The following is a 17,769-nucleotide window of genomic DNA, read 5'->3' on the forward strand; positions in this document are numbered from 1 at the left end:
GGCATCATGGCCGCCGTCTGCGCTGTTCCGCGGCTCCCGGTCCGTCGTTCGAGAGCGCGAATTCGCACCAGACGGCCTTGCCGCCGCCGGGGGTGCGGCGGGAGCCCCAGGACGAGGCGATGGTCGCGACGACGGAGATGCCGCGGCCGGCCTCGTCGGCCGGCTCGGCCCGGCGGCGACGGGGGAGATGGTCGTCGCCGTCGGTGACCTCGACGATCAGCCGCCGGTCCGTACGGCGCAGCCGCAGCCGCATGGGCGGCGTGCCGTGCTGGAGGGAGTTGGCGACCAGCTCGCCGGCCGCCAGCACGCCCAGCTCGCTGAGCTCGGACGGGAAACGCCAGGAGGCCAGTACCCCGGACGCGAAGGCGCGGGCGCGGGAGGCCGCTTCCGTGCCGCCGTGGAGTTCGAGGGCGGCGTTGTGGAACAGCTCGGCGTCGTGCCCGGTGCGCTCGGGGTGCCGGACGACGAGCACGGCGGCACCGTCGTCATGGCAGGAGGTGACGCCCAGGTCCCGCAGCAACCCGTCACACACCGCCTGCGGCGTGGCAGCGGCGTCCGCGAAGGCGCGTTCCAGCTTCTGGATGCCGTCGTCGATGTCGGCGTCGCGGCGTTCGACGAGGCCGTCGGTGTAGAGGACGGCGCTGCAACCGGGGCCGAGGGGGACGGAGCCGGAAGTGTGCAGCCAGCCGCCGGTGCCCAGCGGCGGCCCGGTCGGCTCGGCGGCGCGGCGGACCGTGCCGTCGGCGTCGCGGACGAGAATGGGCAGATGGCCGGCCGAGGCGTAGACCAGGCGGCCTTCGTTGGGGTCGTGGACGGCGTAGACACAGGTCGCGATCTGGCTCGCGTCGATCTCGGCGGCCAGCCCGTCCAGCAGCTGGAGCACCTCGTGGGGCGGCAGGTCCAGACGCGCATAGGCCCGTACGGCGGTACGGAGCTGACCCATCACGGCGGCGGCACGCACCCCCCGGCCCATGACGTCCCCGATGACCAGGGCCGTACGGCCCGCGCCGAGCGTGATCACGTCGTACCAGTCCCCACCGACGGCCGCGTCCGTACCACCGGGCTGATACTCGGCGGCCACTTGCAGATCGTCGGGCTGCTCCAGCTCCTGCGGCAGGAGGGAACGCTGGAGGGTGACGGCGGCCTCGCGCTGGCGGGCCTCACGGACACGGAGGCGTTCGGCGGACTCGATCTGGTCCGTGACATCCGCGCCGAAGACCAGCACACCGTGGGGCTCCATCGGCGTACAGGTGAACGTGTAGTGCCGCTGCGCACCGTCCGGGCCGGCGCCAGCGGGGACCTTGCGCGACTTGACCGTACGGGGCTTGCCGCTGCGCAGGACCTGGTCCATGAGGGGGAGCAGGCCCAGTTCGGTGAGCTCGGGGAGGGCCTCGCGGGCCGTGTGGCCGGCCGGGCGGGGGCCGAAGACGTCGGCGTAGGCGCCGTTGACGTACGCGATGCGGTGCTCGGGGCCGTGCACGACCGCCACCAAGCCGGGAATGTGGTCGAACATGGCCAACTGGCCCCGCCGGAAGCCATGCACGCCGATGGCCTCGTCCGGTCCTTCGACGCCCTCGAACCCGTCGGCCTGACCGAACCCGTCGGCCTCCTCGAATCCGTCGGCCTCCTCGAACTCGTCGCCCTCCACCGCCGCAAGCCGGCTACGCAGCTGCCGCAGTGCCAGGTCGTCATCGACGTAGGAGCTCACCATCTGACCGGCCTGCCGCTCGGCCTCGGCCAGCGACTCCCGCAGATCCCGTTCCTCATCGGACGCGTCCGCCGCGCGGGAGGTGGCATCCGGCCGCCGGGCACCCGCCGATCTCGCTCCGAGCGGGGGCGACATGGACCACCGCGTCGGAGCGGTGGGGTCGCTCATGACAGCCTCCCTTGATCGGCCTTGAGGGAACGACGCGCCTGGCTGACGAGATTGCGCACCGTGACCTCCTCCACCGCCATGATCCGCGCGATCTCGGGATAGGAGAAGCCCCCCAGGAACCGAAGACCGACCGCATGCCGCTGCCGCAGCGGCAACGCCGCGACCTGGCGCAGCATTCCTTCGAACTTTTCCTTGATCACCACGAGGTCCTCCGTCAAGGGGGCGGGATCCACCCAGTCCATGCCCTCCGCCGAGGCGTGGGCGGCGACCTCTTGGCGGCGCGCCACCACATGACGGACCGTCACCCGCCGGAGCCAGCCCCACCAGTTGTGCACGGGCTCCGCGTTCGGTGTCAGCATGCGCTTGAGCGCCTCTTCGAATGCCTGCTGCACACCGTCCCATGCGAGATGCGGATCGACCACCATCGCCGCGGCCAGCAGCCCGTCCTTGTGTGCGCGGAACAGCGCCTCGCACGCCGCCTCGGCCGCGGCCCGGTCAGCCGCCCTCACCACACCCACCGTGCTCGCCGGGCGCCCGGACATCGCATTCCCCGGCATGTTGCGCCGAGACCGGGGAGAGCCGCATCTCCCACTCCGTCGTCGCCCGTCCCTGCCGGTCGAGCGAGCGATAGCGGATCGTGCCACCCCGGCGAAGCGCACGCGCCGCGGCCACGATCCCACTCATCCGCGCCCGCTCCCTGATGCGGTAAGCCACCGCCGCGCATACGCCCATCACCCCCGCCGGTCCACCGATGGCCACCACCATCCACTGCCACTCCGTCACCCTGCAGCCCTTTCCCGCGATTGCCTCGTCGCCTGTCAGCCCCAAGAGCAAAAGAGCGTCAAAAATGTCTAGGCGGGGCGGTACGGGAGGGGACGGGACGAGACGGGACGGGAAGGCGCGATGCGCTACGCGTGCGGGGTGCCCTGGCGGGGGCTTGTGCGGGAAGGAAGCGCCGACGGATGTACGGACCGACGGGCCAGGGGCCTCCGCTGGGTGACTACTGCCTGCTGACTACTGCCTACTGCCTACTGGCGGAACAGTTCCCGGAGAGGATGCTCGGCCTCATCGCCGTCCCGCATCGCTTCGACCACCGCTTGGTGGAAGCTGCGGCTGTCCTCTTCCGAGTCACAGGGGACCGGACTGCCAGCCATGGTGAACCAGTCGGTGGCACCCGTGTACTGCACCGCCACATGCGCCTGCCCCTCCGACCAGGTCGTATGCACGCTCAGGTCGCCGTCGATGACACCGACCTCCTCGGTGCGCACCACCCCGGGCCGCGCGTAGATGCCGATCGTGGTCCAAGATGCCCAGGTCATGTCTCCCCCTTGATGCCAGGGGCCACCGGCCGCCGGCAGCCAGTGCGGTCTTTCAAGTCTGACACCGGACCGGCGACGGCGCAGCGCATTGACCCGGCAATCCGGAACGGGGCGGTCCGCCGGGACGCGCCCCCTCCTGACTACGCAGAGTTATCCCTGCGCAGGCCCCTGGGCGGATCCCTGACCGTGCCCCTGCCCGCCACCACTCGTCAGCCGCACCAGCAGCCGCCTCGGTCCCCGGGTGAAGATCCCCGCCTCGGCGGGCGCGGCACCGTCCGGGAAATCCATCTCGGGGAAGGCGTCCAGCAGCTGGTTCACGCCGACCTCCACCTCGGCCTTCGCCAGCAGCGCGCCCACGCAGAAGTGCCGCCCGATCCCGAAGGCCACATGGTCGGCGGCGGCACTGAAGGCGCTGGCCGCCGCGATCTCCGTACGGAAGATGTCGAAGGTCTCGGGGTGGGCGTAGCGGCGCTCGTCGCGGTTGGCGGCGCCGATCAGGCAGGTGACGGTGGAGCCCGCCGGTACGGTGCCGGCGCTGAGGGCGACGTCCTCGGCGGGCTGCCGCATGATCATCTGGATGGGCGGGCTGTAGCGCAGGGTCTCGGCGAAGGCCGCCGGTACGAGACTGCGGTCGGCCCGTACGGCGGCGAGCTGGTCGGGGTGGGCGAGCAGGTTGCGGAAGATGCCCGCGAGGGCCTTGTCCGTGGTCTCGCCGCCGGCCGCGAGCAGCAGGCTGACGAATGCGGTGATGTCCTGGTCGTTCATCCGGGTGCCGTCGATTTCGGCGGTGCACAGGGTGGACAGCAGATCGTCACCGGGTGCGGCGCGCCGTTCCTGGATGACGGGGAGCAGGTACGCGGCCAGCTCCTCGGCGGTCCGCAGCCCGGTGGCCGTGACGTCCGGGTCCTGGGCGAGATTGGCCAGGAACGCGACGACCGCCCCGTACCAGGTGTGGAAGCGGTCGTGGTCGGCCCGGTCGAGGCCGAGCATGTCGACGATGACGTTGATCGGTAAGCGGGTCGCGAAGCGCGCCACGAGGTCGGTTTCCTCCGCGTCGCGGAAACCGTCGATCAGCTCCCGGGCGTTGCGCTCGATCAGCGGCAGGAATTTCTCGCGCAGCTCGCGGCCGCGGAACGCGGGCGCCACCAGCGCGCGGCGGACGGCATGTTCGCGCCCGCTCATCTGAGGCAGGGTCCGGCCGCCGTGCACCGGCTCGATCTGCCATTCGTAGTTGTCGCTGGTGAACACCGGTTCGCGGAAGGCCCGTTGGACATCCTCGTACCGGGAGATCAGATAGCTGCCGGTCCCCGGATCATGAAACAGCGGGTAATGCTCCCGCAGGACGCGATACGCGGAGTAGGGGTCGGCTTCGAATTCCGGGGAGAGGATGTCGGGCGGCTGCGGAATCGTGGTCACGACGCGTCCTCGGCTTCCCTGAGCAGGATCGGGAGAGGGATCGGGGTAGGGGGCAGGGTCGCGAGGGGCTCGGGATCGGGAGCGGGCGACCGGTGCCCCCTTGCGGTGCCGCCCGACGCTAGGCCAGTGCGGCCGGGTCGGTCCAGAGGGCCCCTCGCGTCGCGTAGCCCCAACTCCCGTATTTGGCAGCCATATTGGGGCGCTTCATCCCCGGCACTCGCACCGCTGTCACTGCCACCGCCGCCACCGCTGCCATAACTGCCGCCCTAACCGCTGCCACTGCCCCCCTCCCCATCTGGCCGGAATCACCCCCTTGTCCCCCGCCCCCACTCCGCCTAGCTTTGACTGCGTGACCAGATTCGAAATCTGGTCACGACGGTCGTACCCCATCGCACTCGCACCCGAAAAGGCACAGGTCGTGGCACAGACACAGCGCGGTGAACGCATCCTAGAGGTCGCCGGCGAGCTACTGCTCGCCTGGGGCTACCGCCGGGTGACCATCGACGAGATCGCCCGTCACGCCAAGGTCGGCAAGGGCACGGTCTATCTCCACTGGAAGACCAAGGACGCGCTGCTCCTGGCCGTCGTGCTCAACGCCAAATCGCGGAGTCTGCGCCGCCAGCTGGAGCGGATGCGCGCCGATCCGATGGAGGTCCTGCCGAGCCGGATGATGTGCGGGCTGCACCGCGACTACCTGGCCGACCCGGTGCTGCGCGCCGTTCAGACCGACGACTCCGACGTCCTCGGCCGCCTCAATGACACTGCCAAGGAGGAGCTCGCGGAACTGATGGCGCACGGCCACCGCGCTCTGTGCCGCCATCTCGAGGTGCTGCGCGAACACGGCCTGGTGCGTCAGGACGTCACCGTCGCCCAGCAGCACTACGCGATCCTGGCGGTGTCCGCCGGATTCTTCCTGACCGAAGCGCTCGGCACGGCTGCCCCGGACTCCCCGGTCCCACCGGAGCAGCGGATCGACATCCTGGCCCACACGCTCCGGAGCCTCCTGGAGTTCCCCGTCGCCCCGGATGCCGATGGCGCCGCCCCGGATTCCGCCCACCCCGTTCCCGCCGACCGCACGCTCGCGGCGGCGACCGCCGCCGCCCCCGAGATCATCGCGCTCTACGAGCACGTGCAAGAGCTCAGCTCACAGGAAATGGGCCGGCAGCTGCGCGACTGACGGCAAGACCCCACCCGGAGGAGAACAGACGCATGTCCACATCCCCTGCCAACCCACTGGCCGAACATGTCGGGAAGCACCCGGGCGAGCTCAATGTGATGGACCCGGTGCTGCTCGCCGACCCTTTCAAGGGCTACGGCGAGCTCCGCGAACAAGACCGCGTGGTCCGTGGCCGCTTCGTCGACGACTCCCCCGTCTGGTTCATCACCCGCTTCGATGACGTCCGCGAGGTGTTACGCGACCCGCGTTTCGTCAACAACCCGTCCTCCTCCCTGGGGGGTGCGGACGACGGCCCGTTGACCCGCCTGATGGACACCATGGGGCTCCCCGAGGACCTCCGCCCCTACCTTCTCGGGTCGATCCTCAACACCGACGCCCCCGACCACACCCGCCTGCGCCGTCTGGTGTCCCGCGCCTTCACCGCACGCAAGATCAACGATCTGCGGCCGCGCGTGACGCAGCTCGCCGACGACCTGCTGGCCCAGCTCCCCGGCCATGCAGAGAACGGCGTCGTCGACCTCATCGAGCACTTCGCCTACCCCCTCCCCATCACCGTCATCTGCGAGCTGGTCGGGATTCCGGAGGCGGACCGCCCGCAATGGCGGAAATGGGGCGCCGACCTTGTGTCGCTGGTGCCGGGGCGCCTCAGCACCTCCGTCCGGCCGATGATCGACCACATCCACGAACTGATCGAGGTGCGACGCGGCGCGCTGACCGACGACCTGCTCAGCGAGCTGATCCGGACGCACGACGACGACGGCGACCGGCTCAGCGACATCGAGATGGCCACGTTGGTCCTCACCTTGGTCTTCGCCGGTCACGAAACCACCGCACACCTCATCGGCAACGGCACGGCCGCCCTCCTCACCCACCCCGATCAGCGACGCCTGCTCACCTCGGACCCGGACCTGCTCCCCCGCGCGGTCCATGAGCTGATGCGCTGGTGCGGTCCGGCCCAGGCGACCCAACTGCGCTACGCCACCGAGGACGTCGACTTCGCCGGCACCCGTATCCGCAAGGGGGACTCCGTCCAGCTCGTCCTGGTCGCCGCCAACTTCGACCCTCGCCACTACGACGACCCGAACCGCCTGGACATCACCCGGCACCCGGCCGGCCACGCGGAGAACCACGTCGGCTTCGGCCATGGCCTGCACTACTGCCTGGGCGCCTCGCTCGCCCGCCAGGAGGGCGAAGTCGCCCTGGGCAAGCTGTTCGCGCGCTACCCCGACCTCTCGCTGGCCGTCCCGCCCGACCGTCTCGAACGCCCGCAGCTGCCCGGCAGCTGGCGGCTCACCAGCTTGCCCGTGCGGCTGTAGCACCCCGCCGGGCGGGTGCGTACGGCACGCACCCGCCCGGCGGTTCCGCGCACCGGAGCGGGCGGCGGGGGATCTCCTGCCGTCCGCGCCCGCACGGGGAGCGGAGCCGGACGTCGTCGGCCGCACCCGTCGACGGCTCACATGTGCATGGCGGGTACCGCCACCGCGGCCCCGTCCGCCTCCATGGCCTCCCGTGGCACGGCCTTGAGGGCGACCGTTGTCACCATCGCCGCGGCCAGGAGCCCCAACGAGGCCCACATGGCGATCGCGTACAGGTCCGGGCCCTGCGCGCCGGCGCTCCCCGCGGCCGTGATCAGGGCGGAGGCCAGCGCGGTCCCGAGCGAGGCGCCGATGCCGAAGCAGGCACCGTTCAGACCGGGCAGGGCGCCCTTCTGGCCCTCGGGGGCCGAGACGACGGCCAAGGCGTTGATGGCGGTGATGCTCAGGCCGTTGTACGTGATGCCGAGCACCGCGAGCGCGGCCACCAGGACCCACTGCGAGGTCATGAACGGCACCGCGACGGCGAACGCGATCAGCGAGCCCGCAGAGCCGATGACCACGCTGCGGCGCCAGCCGATCCGCGGGCCGAGGATGCCCGCGAGGGGGGCGCCGATCACGCCGATGGCCTGGGCGGGGGTGGCGAACAACAGCGCCGACCGTGTCGCGCTCAGGCCGTAACCGGCGTGCGGGTCCTGGGTGAAGAGGGGCACGGTGAGGGTGAGCGCCCCGAAAGCGCCGGCGAGGGTCAGGACGGTGGTGGCCAGCAGCGGCCAGGCGCGGCGTGAGGCCAGCAGCCCGGTGTCGATGATGGCGTTCCGGTTGCCCCTGCTGACCAGGACGAACGCGACCAGACAGGCGAGCCCGCCCAGCACACAGGCCGCGGTCGGCACGGACAGCCAGCCCCACGACTCCCCCTGCGCCAGGCCTATCAGCACCCCGGTCAGGCCGAGGCCGAGGAAGGACGTACCGCGCCAGTCCATCCGGCCGACCGCCGTGGGCGGTGCGGCGGGGACGGTTTTCAGTACGGCCAGGGTGCCGGCCACCGACACCGCGAGGCCGGCCAGGAAGATGCCGCGGAAGCCGACCGTGTCCGCGAGCCGGCCGCCGAACACGGCGTCCACACCGGCGAATCCGCCGTTGACCGCGGTGATGATGCCCGCGGCACGGCCGAACCCCTTGGGCGACAGGGTGTCGTTCAAGGTCAGGAACGACAGGGTGAACAGGGCGGCGGAGAAGCCCTGCAGTACGCGTCCCGCGAGGAATACGCCGATGTCCGGGGCCGCGGCGCAGGCGATGTCGCCCGCGATCACCAGCAGACAGCCCAGCAGCATCATCGGCTTGCGGCCGCGGTAGTCACTGAGCCGGGCCAGAGTGACCTGCCCGACCGCCGCGAACAGGAAGAACAGCGTCTGCGAGAGCCCGACGAGTCCGCTGGTGGTGTGCAGACGCCGGATGACGTCGGGGAGGGCGGGGCTGAGCATGGTGGCGTTGAGCTGGTAACCGAGCACGGCCAGGGCCAACGCCACCAGCATGCCGGGACGGCTGTCGGACCGCGGCGTCTCGGGGCGGTCAGAGCACGTCGACATGGCGGCTCCTAAGGGGAGAGGGGGCGGGGAGAGGGGCGGGGCGGAGGAGTCGGGGCGGAGGGGTCGGGGTGACAGGGGAGGTGGGACGGGGGGATCGGCCCCGTTCTTCCGCTCTCCGCAAAGGCCTGCAAGAGCCGTCATGGCTGCGACGGCCGCGATGGCTGCGACGGCCGCGATGGCCGTCCGCGAAGGGGGACTGACGGCACCCGGAACGTCATTGATGGGGACGCCCAAGCGCTACTTGTCAGACAAGAAGTGATGTTGAACTGGTCTACCCCCGCGTTCGGAGAGCTGTCAAGGGCTCCCCGCGCCCCCGTGCCGCCCACCGCGCGCCGTACGAACTCCCCGCACACCGGCCACACCTCCCCGCTCTTCGCCCGAATGCGTAGGCTGGACCGCCGGTCAGCGGCAGTCCGACGACACCCTCAGGAGATGGCAATGGCTGACAGACAGCAGCAGCGGCGCCCGGTCGTCGTGCTGTACGAGCGGATCGTGGAAGCGATCCATCAGGGCGTCTACCCGCCCGGGTCGCAACTGCCGACCGAACCCCGCCTCGCCGCCGAACTGGGCGTGAGCCGGCCCGCGCTGCGCGAGGCGCTGATCCTCCTCCAGGAGGACGGGGTCATCACGGTGCGGCGCGGGGTGGGCCGTACGGTCAACCACCATCCGCCGCAGCGCGGGTTCGAGACCCTCAAGCCGATGGAGGAACTGCTCGGCGCGGGGCAGGCGGTCCGTACCGTCCGGCTGGCGCAGACCCGGGAGGAGCCGACGGACTTCTCGGCCCAGCATCTGCTGCTTCCCGCGCACGGCGAGGTCCGGTTCTGGGAGAGCGTGATCGAGGTCAACGGGCTGCCGTCCTGTCTGGCGCACGAGTGGGCGGCCCCCGACGAGACCCTCGCCCGGCTCGGCCTCGCGCCCGCGCAGGCCTTCGACGGCGCGCGGGGGGCGCCCGCGACCATGCTCCGGCTGCTGCTGGAAGCGGGGCGCGGAATGCCCCTGAAGGGCTCCTCGACCATGGTCGCCACCATGCTCGGCCGCCAGCGCGGGGAGCAGTTCGACCGCCCCGCGGACACCCCCGCCGTCCTGGTGACCCAGGTCGTCCAGGCGGGGCGGACCCCCGTCCTGGCCGCCAAGTACATGCTGCCCACCGGGGCCCCGGCGCTCCCCGTCTGGCAATCACGCTGAACGGACGGCCCGCGGCGCGACAACGGACGACCCGCGGCGCGACAAGGGCCACGGCACACCGAACGAGGAGGAAACAAGGCGGACATGTCAGAGGGAAAGCGGACTTGCCGGGAGGGACACCGGGATGCCGTGCCCCCGATGACGCCCCCCGTTCCGGTTCCGGAATCCCGCAGCTACACTCCCACCCCATGCACTTGTCAGACAAGCTTTCCCGCGACGCATCCGCCTCCTCCGACGCACCCGGCGTCGCCCACGCCCCCGGCCGGGGCACCGGCACCCTCGATCACGAGCAGATCCGGCAGGCTCCCAAGGTCCTTCTGCACGACCACCTGGACGGCGGCCTGCGCCCCGCCACCATCGTCGAACTCGCCCGCGACGCGGGCTACGACGCCCTGCCCACCACCGACGCCGCCCGGCTCGGCGCATGGTTCCGCGACGCCGCCGACTCCGGCTCCCTGGAGCGCTACCTGGAGACCTTCGCGCACACCTGCGCCGTGATGCAGACCCGAGAGGCGCTGCACCGGGTCGCCGCGGAGGCCGCCGAGGACCTGGCCGCCGACGGCGTCGTCTACGCCGAGATCCGTTACGCACCCGAGCAGCACCTCGAGCGCGGCCTCACCCTGGAACAGGTCATCGAGGCCGTCAACGATGGCTTCCGCGAGGGTGAACGGCGCGCGGCGGCCGACGGGCGCACGATCCGCGTCGGCACCCTGCTGACCGCCATGCGGCACGCCGACCGCTCCCGCGAGATCGCCGAACTGGCCATCACCTACCGCGATTCCGGCGTCGTCGGCTTCGACATCGCCGGAGCCGAGGCCGGCAACCCGCCCGAGCGCCACGTCGACGCCTTCGACCACCTCAGGGCGGCCGGCAGCCACGTCACCATCCACGCCGGCGAGGTCGTGGGCCTGCCCTCCATCCAGGAGGCGGTGCAGCGCTGCGGGGCCCACCGGCTCGGCCACGGCGTCCGTATCACCGACGACATCACCGTCGCCGCCGACGGCTCCGTCACGCTCGGCCGGCTCGCCTCCTACGTGCGCGACCACCGCATCGCCCTTGAGGTGTGCCCCACGTCCAACCTCCAGACCGGCGCGGCCGCTTCGTACGCCGAGCACCCCATCGACCTGCTGCGCCGGCTGAAGTTCCGTGTCTGCGTCAACACCGACAACCGCCTGGTCAGCGGCACCACGATGACGCAGGAATTCGAGCACCTCGCCGACACCTTCGGCTACGGCCTGGACGAGATGGAATGGTTCACCGTGAACGCGATGAAGTCCGCGTTCATCCCCTTCGACGAGCGCCTCACCGTGATCCACCAGACCATCCGCCCCGGCTACGCCCAGCTGCGCACCGAGAGCCTCAGCCGCCTCCCGGCCGCGTGGGCCGCGACGGCGGTTCCCGCTCAGGCCCTTCCTGCGTAGGGGGTGCCTGCGTAGGGGGTGCCTGGGCGGGCGGGCCCTGCGTCCGGCCTCCGTATGTGGCCGAAACTGTCAGCGATCACACTTCGGCGGGCATCGTCCTCGCCTGGCTGAGCCGCTGGCGTCCCGTACAAAAGATCGTCGCCTCGGTGCTGTCCGGGCTGTGGTTCCTCGTCGTCCCGGCCGTCGCCGCGCCCCCGACGGCGGCAGGCCCGGCGCCGAGGCGGATCACCGGCCGGCCGGCGCCCGGACTGCCACCCCCGGGGCCGCATCCTGGACGGCTCCTCGCTCGCCGTCTCCCACGACGCTTCCGACGGCGACGCCGGCCAGCGGGCCGACGCGAACTGGCGCGTGTGCTTCCAGCAGCCGGGTTCCCGTGTGGGCGGACGGCCGCCACCTCGACCGGGACGGCGACGGGATCGGGTGTGAGTGGCAGGCCGGGATTGCCGCCGGTCCTGGGCCAGGGCTTCGGCCGGGTCTCCGGCCGGGCACCGGAGCCGCTCGCCGGCGTCCGAGTCCGGCCCGGGGTGCCGCCGCACCCCGCAGGGGAGGGCTCAACCGACCGCGGTCAGCGGCTGATTCCTCCGCCCGCCGACGGCGTCAGCCCACCATCCCGGCGCTCAGCAGCCCGAACAGGAGCACACCGATGATGATCCGGTAGATGACGAAGGAGTTGAAGGAGTGCTTGGCCACGAACTTCAGCAGCCAGGCGATCGAGGCGTAGGCGACGCCGAAGGAGACGACCGTGCCGACGGCCAGCGGGGCGAGGGAGGCACCGGAACCGACGGCGTCCTTCAGCTCGTAGAGGCCGGCTCCGGTGAGCGCGGGGATGCCGAGGAAGAAGGACAGGCGGGTGGCCGCGACGCGTTCCAGGTCGAGGATGAGGGCGGTGGACATGGTCGCGCCGGAGCGGGAGAAGCCGGGGAAGAGCAGGGCGAGGATCTGCGAGCAGCCGACCCACATGGCGTCCTTGAGGGAGGTGTCGTCCTCGCCCCGCTTGTGGCGGCCCATCTGGTCCGCCGCCCACATCACGCCACTGCCGATGATCAGTGAACCGGCCACCACCCACAGGGAGGCGAGCGGGCCTTCGATCAGGGGCTTGGCGGCCAGGCCGACGACCACGATCGGGATGGTGGCGTAGATGACCCACCAGGCGAACTTGTAGTCGTGGTGGTAGCGCTCCTCGCGGTTGCGCAGTCCGCGGAACCAGGCGCCCACGATGCGCACGATGTCCTTGCCGAAGTAGACGAGCGCCGCGGCGATCGCGCCGACCTGGATGACGGCCGAGAAGCCGACGACGGACTTGTCGTCGACGGGGATCCCCATCAGGCCCTCGGTGATCTTGAGGTGGCCGGTGGAGGAGACGGGGAGGAATTCCGTCACCCCCTCGACTGCTCCGAGGACGAGGGCTTGGCCGATGTTGATCGCGCTCATGGGGTCCACTTCTGGGGAAGGTGTGGGCGGTGGGCGTGGGCGGCTGGGTCGCGAGGACGTTGCCGGGGCGGCTTCCACGGCCGGCCGGCGAGCGGTCCGGGCCGGTGGTGCGCCGCGCGGCGATGGACGCAGGATGGTACCGCTGTGAGAATGCCAGAGCGGCGCTGCCCCGGTGGCCACGGCACGGCGATGGTCTACATCACTGTAGACGACCCGGTGGAGAGGCCGGGCGCGGGTCAACGGACGGGGCACGGCCCGCACGGACAACCTCCCGGCCCGCACGGACAACCTCCCGGTCCGCACGCACAGCACCGCGGCCCGCACGGACAACCTCCCGGTCCGCACGCACAGCACCGCGGCCCGCACGGACAGCATCGCGGCCCTCGCGTACATCCGGCCCCAAGGGAACCTGAACAGAACCTGAACGCATCGGCCCCCTCTCCCCCTGTATCCGAAGAGCGCGCCCCTGGCCTGGTAATACTGGCCAGGTGACCGCTGCCCGCATTCTTGTCGTCGAGGACGACCACGGCCTGCGCGACGTCCTCGCGCGGGGGCTGCGCGAGGAGGAATTCGACGTCGTCACGGCCGCCGACGGCGCGGGGGCGCTGCGTACCGTCGACGGGTCCGTGGACGCCGTGGTGCTCGATATCGGGCTGCCGGACTCCGACGGGCGCGATGTGTGCCAGGCCATGCGCGGTGCGGGGATCACCGTCCCGGTGATCTTCCTGACGGCGCGGGGCAACCTCACCGACCGGCTCTCGGGTTTCGCCTCCGGAGGCGATGACTACCTTGCCAAGCCCTTCCACCTGAGCGAGCTGGCCGCGCGCATCCGGGCGGTGCTGCGTCGCGGGGGCGGCGACGGCGCGATCGTCGGCAGCGCCGGCGCTCTGCGTCTCGATCCCGTACGGCATGAGCTGGCCGTGCACGGCCGGGCCGTCGCGCTGACGCCCACCGAGTTCCGGCTCCTGGCGTGCCTCATGGGGGACCCCGGGGCGGTGATCCGCCGGCGGGCCCTGCTGCGGGCCGGCTGGCCGGAGGGGGCGCAGGTCAGCGACAACACGCTGGATCAGTACCTGGCGCGCCTGCGGCGCAAGCTGCGGGAGGCGGACAGCCCGCACGGTATCAGCACGGTCCGCGGGATCGGATACCGCTTCGGATGACGTGGCTGCCGCTCAGGAAACGTCCGACGACACGCCGCGGACAGCGCTTCCTCGCCCCCCGTACGCTGCGCGGCCGGCTCGCCCTGATGGCGCTCGCCACCAGTGCGCTGTGGGTCGCCGTCCTGACGACGGCCTTCAATCTGGCGCTGGAGAAGCGGCTGCACGAGCAGGCGAACGACGTGCTGCGGACCCGGGCCGAGGCGGTGGTGGCCACTGTGGAGGCCCGGCCGGACGGGCGGCTGACCGTCCACGAGCCCGCGGAGGACCAGGCGCTGGACGCCGGCGTGTGGATCTTCCAGGGAGCCAAGGTGGTCGACCGGCCGCCCGGCGCGTCCGCCGCCCTGCAACGGCAGGCGGAGCGGCTCGCCGGGCACCGCCAGGAGTTCGCCGATGCCGCGGGCCCCGGCGCGACGCGGCTGTATGCCTCCCCCGTCGTCGCCGCTTCCGGACACGGCCAAGCGGGCACCGTGGTCACTTCCGTCAGCCTCGACCCCTACCGCAGCACGGCCGCCACGGCGCTCGCCGGTTCCCTCACGCTCGCGGCGCTGCTGCTGGGCACCGTCTACCTCCTGACCCGCCTGGTGGTACGCCGGGCGCTGCGGCCGGTCGCCGCCATGAGCGAACAGGCGGCCCGGTGGAGCGCGGCCGGCGCGCCGGAACGCTTCGGTGCGGCCGGCCGGCCCGCGGAGCTCGCCTCGTTCGCCGCCAGCCTCGACGCGCTGCTGGACCGGCTGGCCGCGGTGCTGCGCCATGAGCAGCAGCAGGCCGCGGAGCTCTCGCACGAATTGCGCACGCCGCTGGCCCGTATCACCGCGGAAACGGACTGGCTGACCGGCCGCCCGCGCGATGCGGCCCAGCGGGATGCCTCGCTCGAGGCCATCGCGAGCGCCGCCGCCACGATGCAGCACATCTGCGACTCGCTGCTGTCCGAGGCGCGTACCCGCGGTGCGCAGACCCCGGGGAGCTGCCGGATCCCCGCTCTGGCGCACGGACTGGCGCGGCGCTGTGCGGCCGAGCACCCCGACGCCCCCAGGGTGACGGTCGAGGGCGGCGAGGCGAGCGTGGGGGTGTCGGAGGCGGTCGCGGAGCGGATCTTGATGCCTTTGCTGGACAACGCCCGCCGGTACGCCGTCCACGCGATCACCCTCGCGTGGACGGTGGAGGCCGGAGCGGTCACGGTCCATGTCGGCGACGACGGGCCCGGGGTGCCCGAGGAGTTCGTCGACTCGCTCTTCGAACCCGGTCGCCGCGCGGATCCCGAGGACGGGCACGACGGCGCCGGCCTCGGCCTGGCGCTGGCCCGGCGGCTGGCCCGCGCGGCCGGCGGCGACATCACCCTGGCCGACGCCGGCCCCGGGGCGCGTTTCGCCGTCACCCTTCCTACGGGCTGACCTCGCCCACGGGCCGGGCGGCCTCGGGTTCCCGGGCGCCGGGCACCTCGGCCGGAGCCACGTCACGCTTCGTACGGGTGAGGTGGACGACCAGCCCGAGGATGACGGCCAGGAGCGAGCAGCATGGTGACGGGACCGAGCAAGGCGCTCGGCACTGGGCACTGGCCACTGGCCACTGGCCACTGGCCACAACGTTGCCCACCATGGCGTTCCGCACCCCGTACGAAAGCTGCGGCAGCTGGAGACGAAAGTGGGATGTGCGGTCGGGCGCACCACGGCGACAGTGGTCACATGACGCCCCGACGAACATTCCCTACCAGGCGCGATCGGCGAGCTTTCCCGGCCGGGGACGCACGGCAGCCACGCTGCCGGCAGGGCCGCATAGCGTCGACCCTGACCCCCAGGAGCCCGGTGCGCCGCGCTCAGCCGTAGGGGCCGGCCGGATGCCGCAGGTCGTGCAGGGCTTGCCGGGGTGAGAGTCCCGACCTGGGTGCGGCGTTGGGGGTGATGTGCTCGGCGGGGAGGCCGGCGAACTGCGGGACGAGCTGGGAGAACCGCGTGCGGGTGAACATCCCCAGGTGGCGGTTGGTGTGCCGGGCCAGGTCCAGGACCTCCGACCAGGCCGTGAAGCGGACCAGCAGCGCGAGTGGGGCGCGCGGAACGGCCGGGATCGGCGCGCCGTCCCAGGAGGACGCGGCCAGGACCATGGGGTGCCAGAGTGCGTCCGGACGGGGCGCGAACGCCCGGGGGGTCCCGAGAAGCGGCCGGGCCCCGCAGGCGCGGGCGGCCTGCGCCCAGGCGGCACCGCGTTCGGCGTTGGCGACGGGGAGGGCGGTACGGCTGGCGGGGTGGGCCGCGTAATGGAGTGCGGCTCTGGTGAAGGCGCTCTCGAAGGAGGACCAGATGCTCTGATGTACGGCGATGAGGGACGCGGCCGCACAGGTCCGGCCGGCGCGCCCGAAGCAGGACGGTACGGCCGCACGCACGGCCGCGGTGACGGACGCGTCGTGCCGCACGACCAACAGGCCCGGAGGAGCCAGGGTTTCCCCTTCCGGGCGGGGCGTGGCCGGGCAGCATTGCGGAGCGCGTGCGTCGCAGTGTTCGGTCAGGAGGGCGTGCAGGGCCCAGGTGGCGGTCCGGCTCTGAGGCAGGACGAATTGCCAGACCCCGTCCGGGAGTCCGGCGGCGCGGGCGTGCTGCGCCATCCGTAGCGCGGCCACCGCCGTGCGGGTGCTCAGCCGGGTGATGACGGCGCTTCCGCTCAGCAGGGCGGGCAGCGCTCCCTCCAGCAGGGACATCAGCGGGTGGGCGTCATCGGTGCAGGACGTCACCACCGCGTTGTCCGGGCCGGTCCGTGCGGCGATGCGCCCGCCCAGGTGCGGCCGGGGCAGGCGGTAGCGGCGGAAGTGGGCGCGGGCGGCGGCCTCGCAGGCCGGGAAGTAGCGGTCGGCCAGGTGGAGTTCCGTCATGGTGTCGACGGAGCCGAGGCCGCAGCCGTGCACCAGGGCGGGGTACAGGAGGGTTCGCTCCGCCCGGAAGCGGGCCCGCAGCTCCCGGAGAATCCCGATTCTCCGCGACAACGGCGCCGCGTGCCACAGCTGTTGGGCGATTCGGGCGCGCCCCGCGGCCTGGTGGACGTCGGTGGGAACGGACGCCGGGATGGTGGCAAGTCGCCGTCCGGTGAAGGCGCTGGCCACCGGTGCGCAGGCATCGCTTCCCGACGTGACCAGGCCGAGTGCCGTGGGGTCGGGAAGGTCCGCACACAGCTGCGCGGGGGTGGGGGCCGAGGGGGTGGAGGAGGAGGTCATGCCGCTCTGTTCTGGAGGGGTAGGGGGTGGGGGTGGGGGGTGGGGGTGGGGGTGGGGGGTGGGGGTGGGGGGAGGCTGGGCCCAGCTGCTCAGCTCATAGCAGCCGTCGGGATTCCGCCGCCGTGGAGGGCCGCCCGGCCGGAGGCGATCCGCTACGGGCTGGCGGCGGGTGGCTGGCGGAGGTCCGGCCCGGCCGTACCCACGGTCTCGACGCGGCGTGGCGCGGCGGACGGCGCCGGCCGGCCGGTGACCGGCTCACCGGCAGGGTGTCGATGGTGCAGGTCTGCCGTCCTGCGCGGCCGGCAGCGGAAGGCGAGGCCGCGAAGGACTGCGCAGCGCCGGCGGCCGCAAGCCGGACGGCCACGGCGGCGAGGGCCGCGGGGGCGGCCTGACGCCGGTGCCTCGCGTGCGAGCGGCGCGAGGGACGGGGAACGCCGCGTGGGGCGCGGGACACAGGCGGCTCCTGGTGACATAGGGAACGAGGGATGACGTCGGCTCCCCCGGCCCCTGCCGCTCCTGACGGCGAGCCGGGTCGTAGGTGCCATCGGTGTGTTAAAAGCGCCCGGCCCTCAGGGATCACAGCCCGGGGCACGAATTCACCCGCCCGGCCGCCGACCGGACAGGTGAGGGCCCGTCATCCCTGGTCATGGACGTGCGCCGAGCCGTGCGAAAGGCCGGCGGCC

Annotated in this window: 14 protein-coding genes; 6 read left to right on the forward strand and 8 right to left on the reverse strand. The window is 72.2% G+C overall.

All coding sequences use genetic code 11. The features are described from left to right. Positions 1-4: 4 nt before the first annotated feature. From AC5677_RS06385 to AC5677_RS06405, 5 genes are all read right to left on the reverse strand, one after another. On the reverse strand, positions 5-1,876 hold the full coding sequence (locus AC5677_RS06385; RefSeq protein WP_497194027.1) for a SpoIIE family protein phosphatase: 1,872 nt from the start codon (positions 1,874-1,876) through the stop codon (positions 5-7). Further along, positions 1,873-2,385, reverse strand: a complete 513-nt coding sequence (locus tag AC5677_RS06390; RefSeq protein ID WP_497194028.1) for an RNA polymerase sigma factor — start codon at positions 2,383-2,385, stop codon at positions 1,873-1,875. The genes AC5677_RS06385 and AC5677_RS06390 overlap by 4 nt, the downstream gene beginning before the upstream one ends. Continuing rightward, positions 2,372-2,659, reverse strand: a complete 288-nt coding sequence (locus AC5677_RS06395) for a hypothetical protein (RefSeq protein WP_497194029.1) — start codon at positions 2,657-2,659, stop codon at positions 2,372-2,374. Before AC5677_RS06395 ends, AC5677_RS06390 begins: the two co-directional genes overlap by 14 nt. Positions 2,660-2,904: 245 nt before the next feature. Continuing rightward, positions 2,905-3,195, reverse strand: a complete 291-nt coding sequence (locus AC5677_RS06400; protein WP_497194030.1) for a hypothetical protein — start codon at positions 3,193-3,195, stop codon at positions 2,905-2,907. Positions 3,196-3,345: 150 nt separating this feature from the next. Further along, positions 3,346-4,611 carry a cytochrome P450 gene (locus tag AC5677_RS06405; protein ID WP_497194031.1) on the reverse strand — a complete coding sequence of 422 codons (1,266 nt, stop codon included), beginning with the start codon at positions 4,609-4,611 and terminating at the stop codon, positions 3,346-3,348. 349 nt (positions 4,612-4,960) lie between these two features. Here AC5677_RS06405 and AC5677_RS06410 point away from each other — a divergent pair, with 349 nt between their 5' ends. Together AC5677_RS06410 and AC5677_RS06415 are read left to right on the forward strand one after the other, a co-directional pair. Further along, positions 4,961-5,788 carry a TetR/AcrR family transcriptional regulator gene (locus AC5677_RS06410; protein WP_497194032.1) on the forward strand — a complete coding sequence of 276 codons (828 nt, stop codon included), beginning with the start codon at positions 4,961-4,963 and terminating at the stop codon, positions 5,786-5,788. Positions 5,789-5,820: 32 nt separating this feature from the next. Then, positions 5,821-7,104 carry a cytochrome P450 family protein gene (locus AC5677_RS06415; RefSeq protein WP_497194033.1) on the forward strand — a complete coding sequence of 428 codons (1,284 nt, stop codon included), beginning with the start codon at positions 5,821-5,823 and terminating at the stop codon, positions 7,102-7,104. Positions 7,105-7,241: 137 nt separating this feature from the next. Here the strand turns inward: AC5677_RS06415 and AC5677_RS06420 are convergent, their stop codons facing one another. Beyond that, a complete protein-coding gene (locus AC5677_RS06420) occupies positions 7,242-8,690 on the reverse strand; it encodes an MFS transporter (protein ID WP_497194034.1) in 1,449 nt (482 codons plus the stop codon). Positions 8,691-9,128: 438 nt separating this feature from the next. On the opposite strand from AC5677_RS06420, the gene AC5677_RS06425 reads away from it, so the two are divergent. Both AC5677_RS06425 and AC5677_RS06430 read left to right on the forward strand, forming a co-directional pair. Continuing rightward, on the forward strand, positions 9,129-9,875 hold the full coding sequence (locus AC5677_RS06425) for a GntR family transcriptional regulator (RefSeq protein ID WP_497194035.1): 747 nt from the start codon (positions 9,129-9,131) through the stop codon (positions 9,873-9,875). Positions 9,876-10,063: 188 nt separating this feature from the next. After that, positions 10,064-11,296 (forward strand): adenosine deaminase, encoded by a 1,233-nt coding sequence (locus AC5677_RS06430; protein WP_497194036.1) that lies wholly within the window; start codon positions 10,064-10,066, stop codon positions 11,294-11,296. 597 nt (positions 11,297-11,893) lie between these two features. Here AC5677_RS06430 and AC5677_RS06435 read toward each other — a convergent pair. Continuing rightward, positions 11,894-12,727, reverse strand: a complete 834-nt coding sequence (locus AC5677_RS06435) for an undecaprenyl-diphosphate phosphatase (RefSeq protein WP_497194037.1) — start codon at positions 12,725-12,727, stop codon at positions 11,894-11,896. Positions 12,728-13,215: 488 nt separating this feature from the next. Between AC5677_RS06435 and AC5677_RS06440 the strand changes: the two genes are divergently transcribed. Both AC5677_RS06440 and AC5677_RS06445 read left to right on the forward strand, forming a co-directional pair. Beyond that, entirely contained in the window at positions 13,216-13,887 is a 672-nt protein-coding gene (locus AC5677_RS06440) for a response regulator transcription factor (RefSeq protein WP_497194038.1), read from the forward strand. Then, on the forward strand, positions 13,884-15,278 hold the full coding sequence (locus AC5677_RS06445; protein WP_497194039.1) for an ATP-binding protein: 1,395 nt from the start codon (positions 13,884-13,886) through the stop codon (positions 15,276-15,278). Before AC5677_RS06440 ends, AC5677_RS06445 begins: the two co-directional genes overlap by 4 nt. Before the next feature lie 422 nt (positions 15,279-15,700). Here AC5677_RS06445 and AC5677_RS06450 read toward each other — a convergent pair whose 3' ends face one another. Then, positions 15,701-17,086, reverse strand: a complete 1,386-nt coding sequence (locus AC5677_RS06450) for an aldehyde dehydrogenase family protein (RefSeq protein ID WP_497194040.1) — start codon at positions 17,084-17,086, stop codon at positions 15,701-15,703. Positions 17,087-17,769 lie beyond the last annotated feature (683 nt).

Source organism: Streptomyces sp. JLSY215 (genome assembly GCF_059682825.1).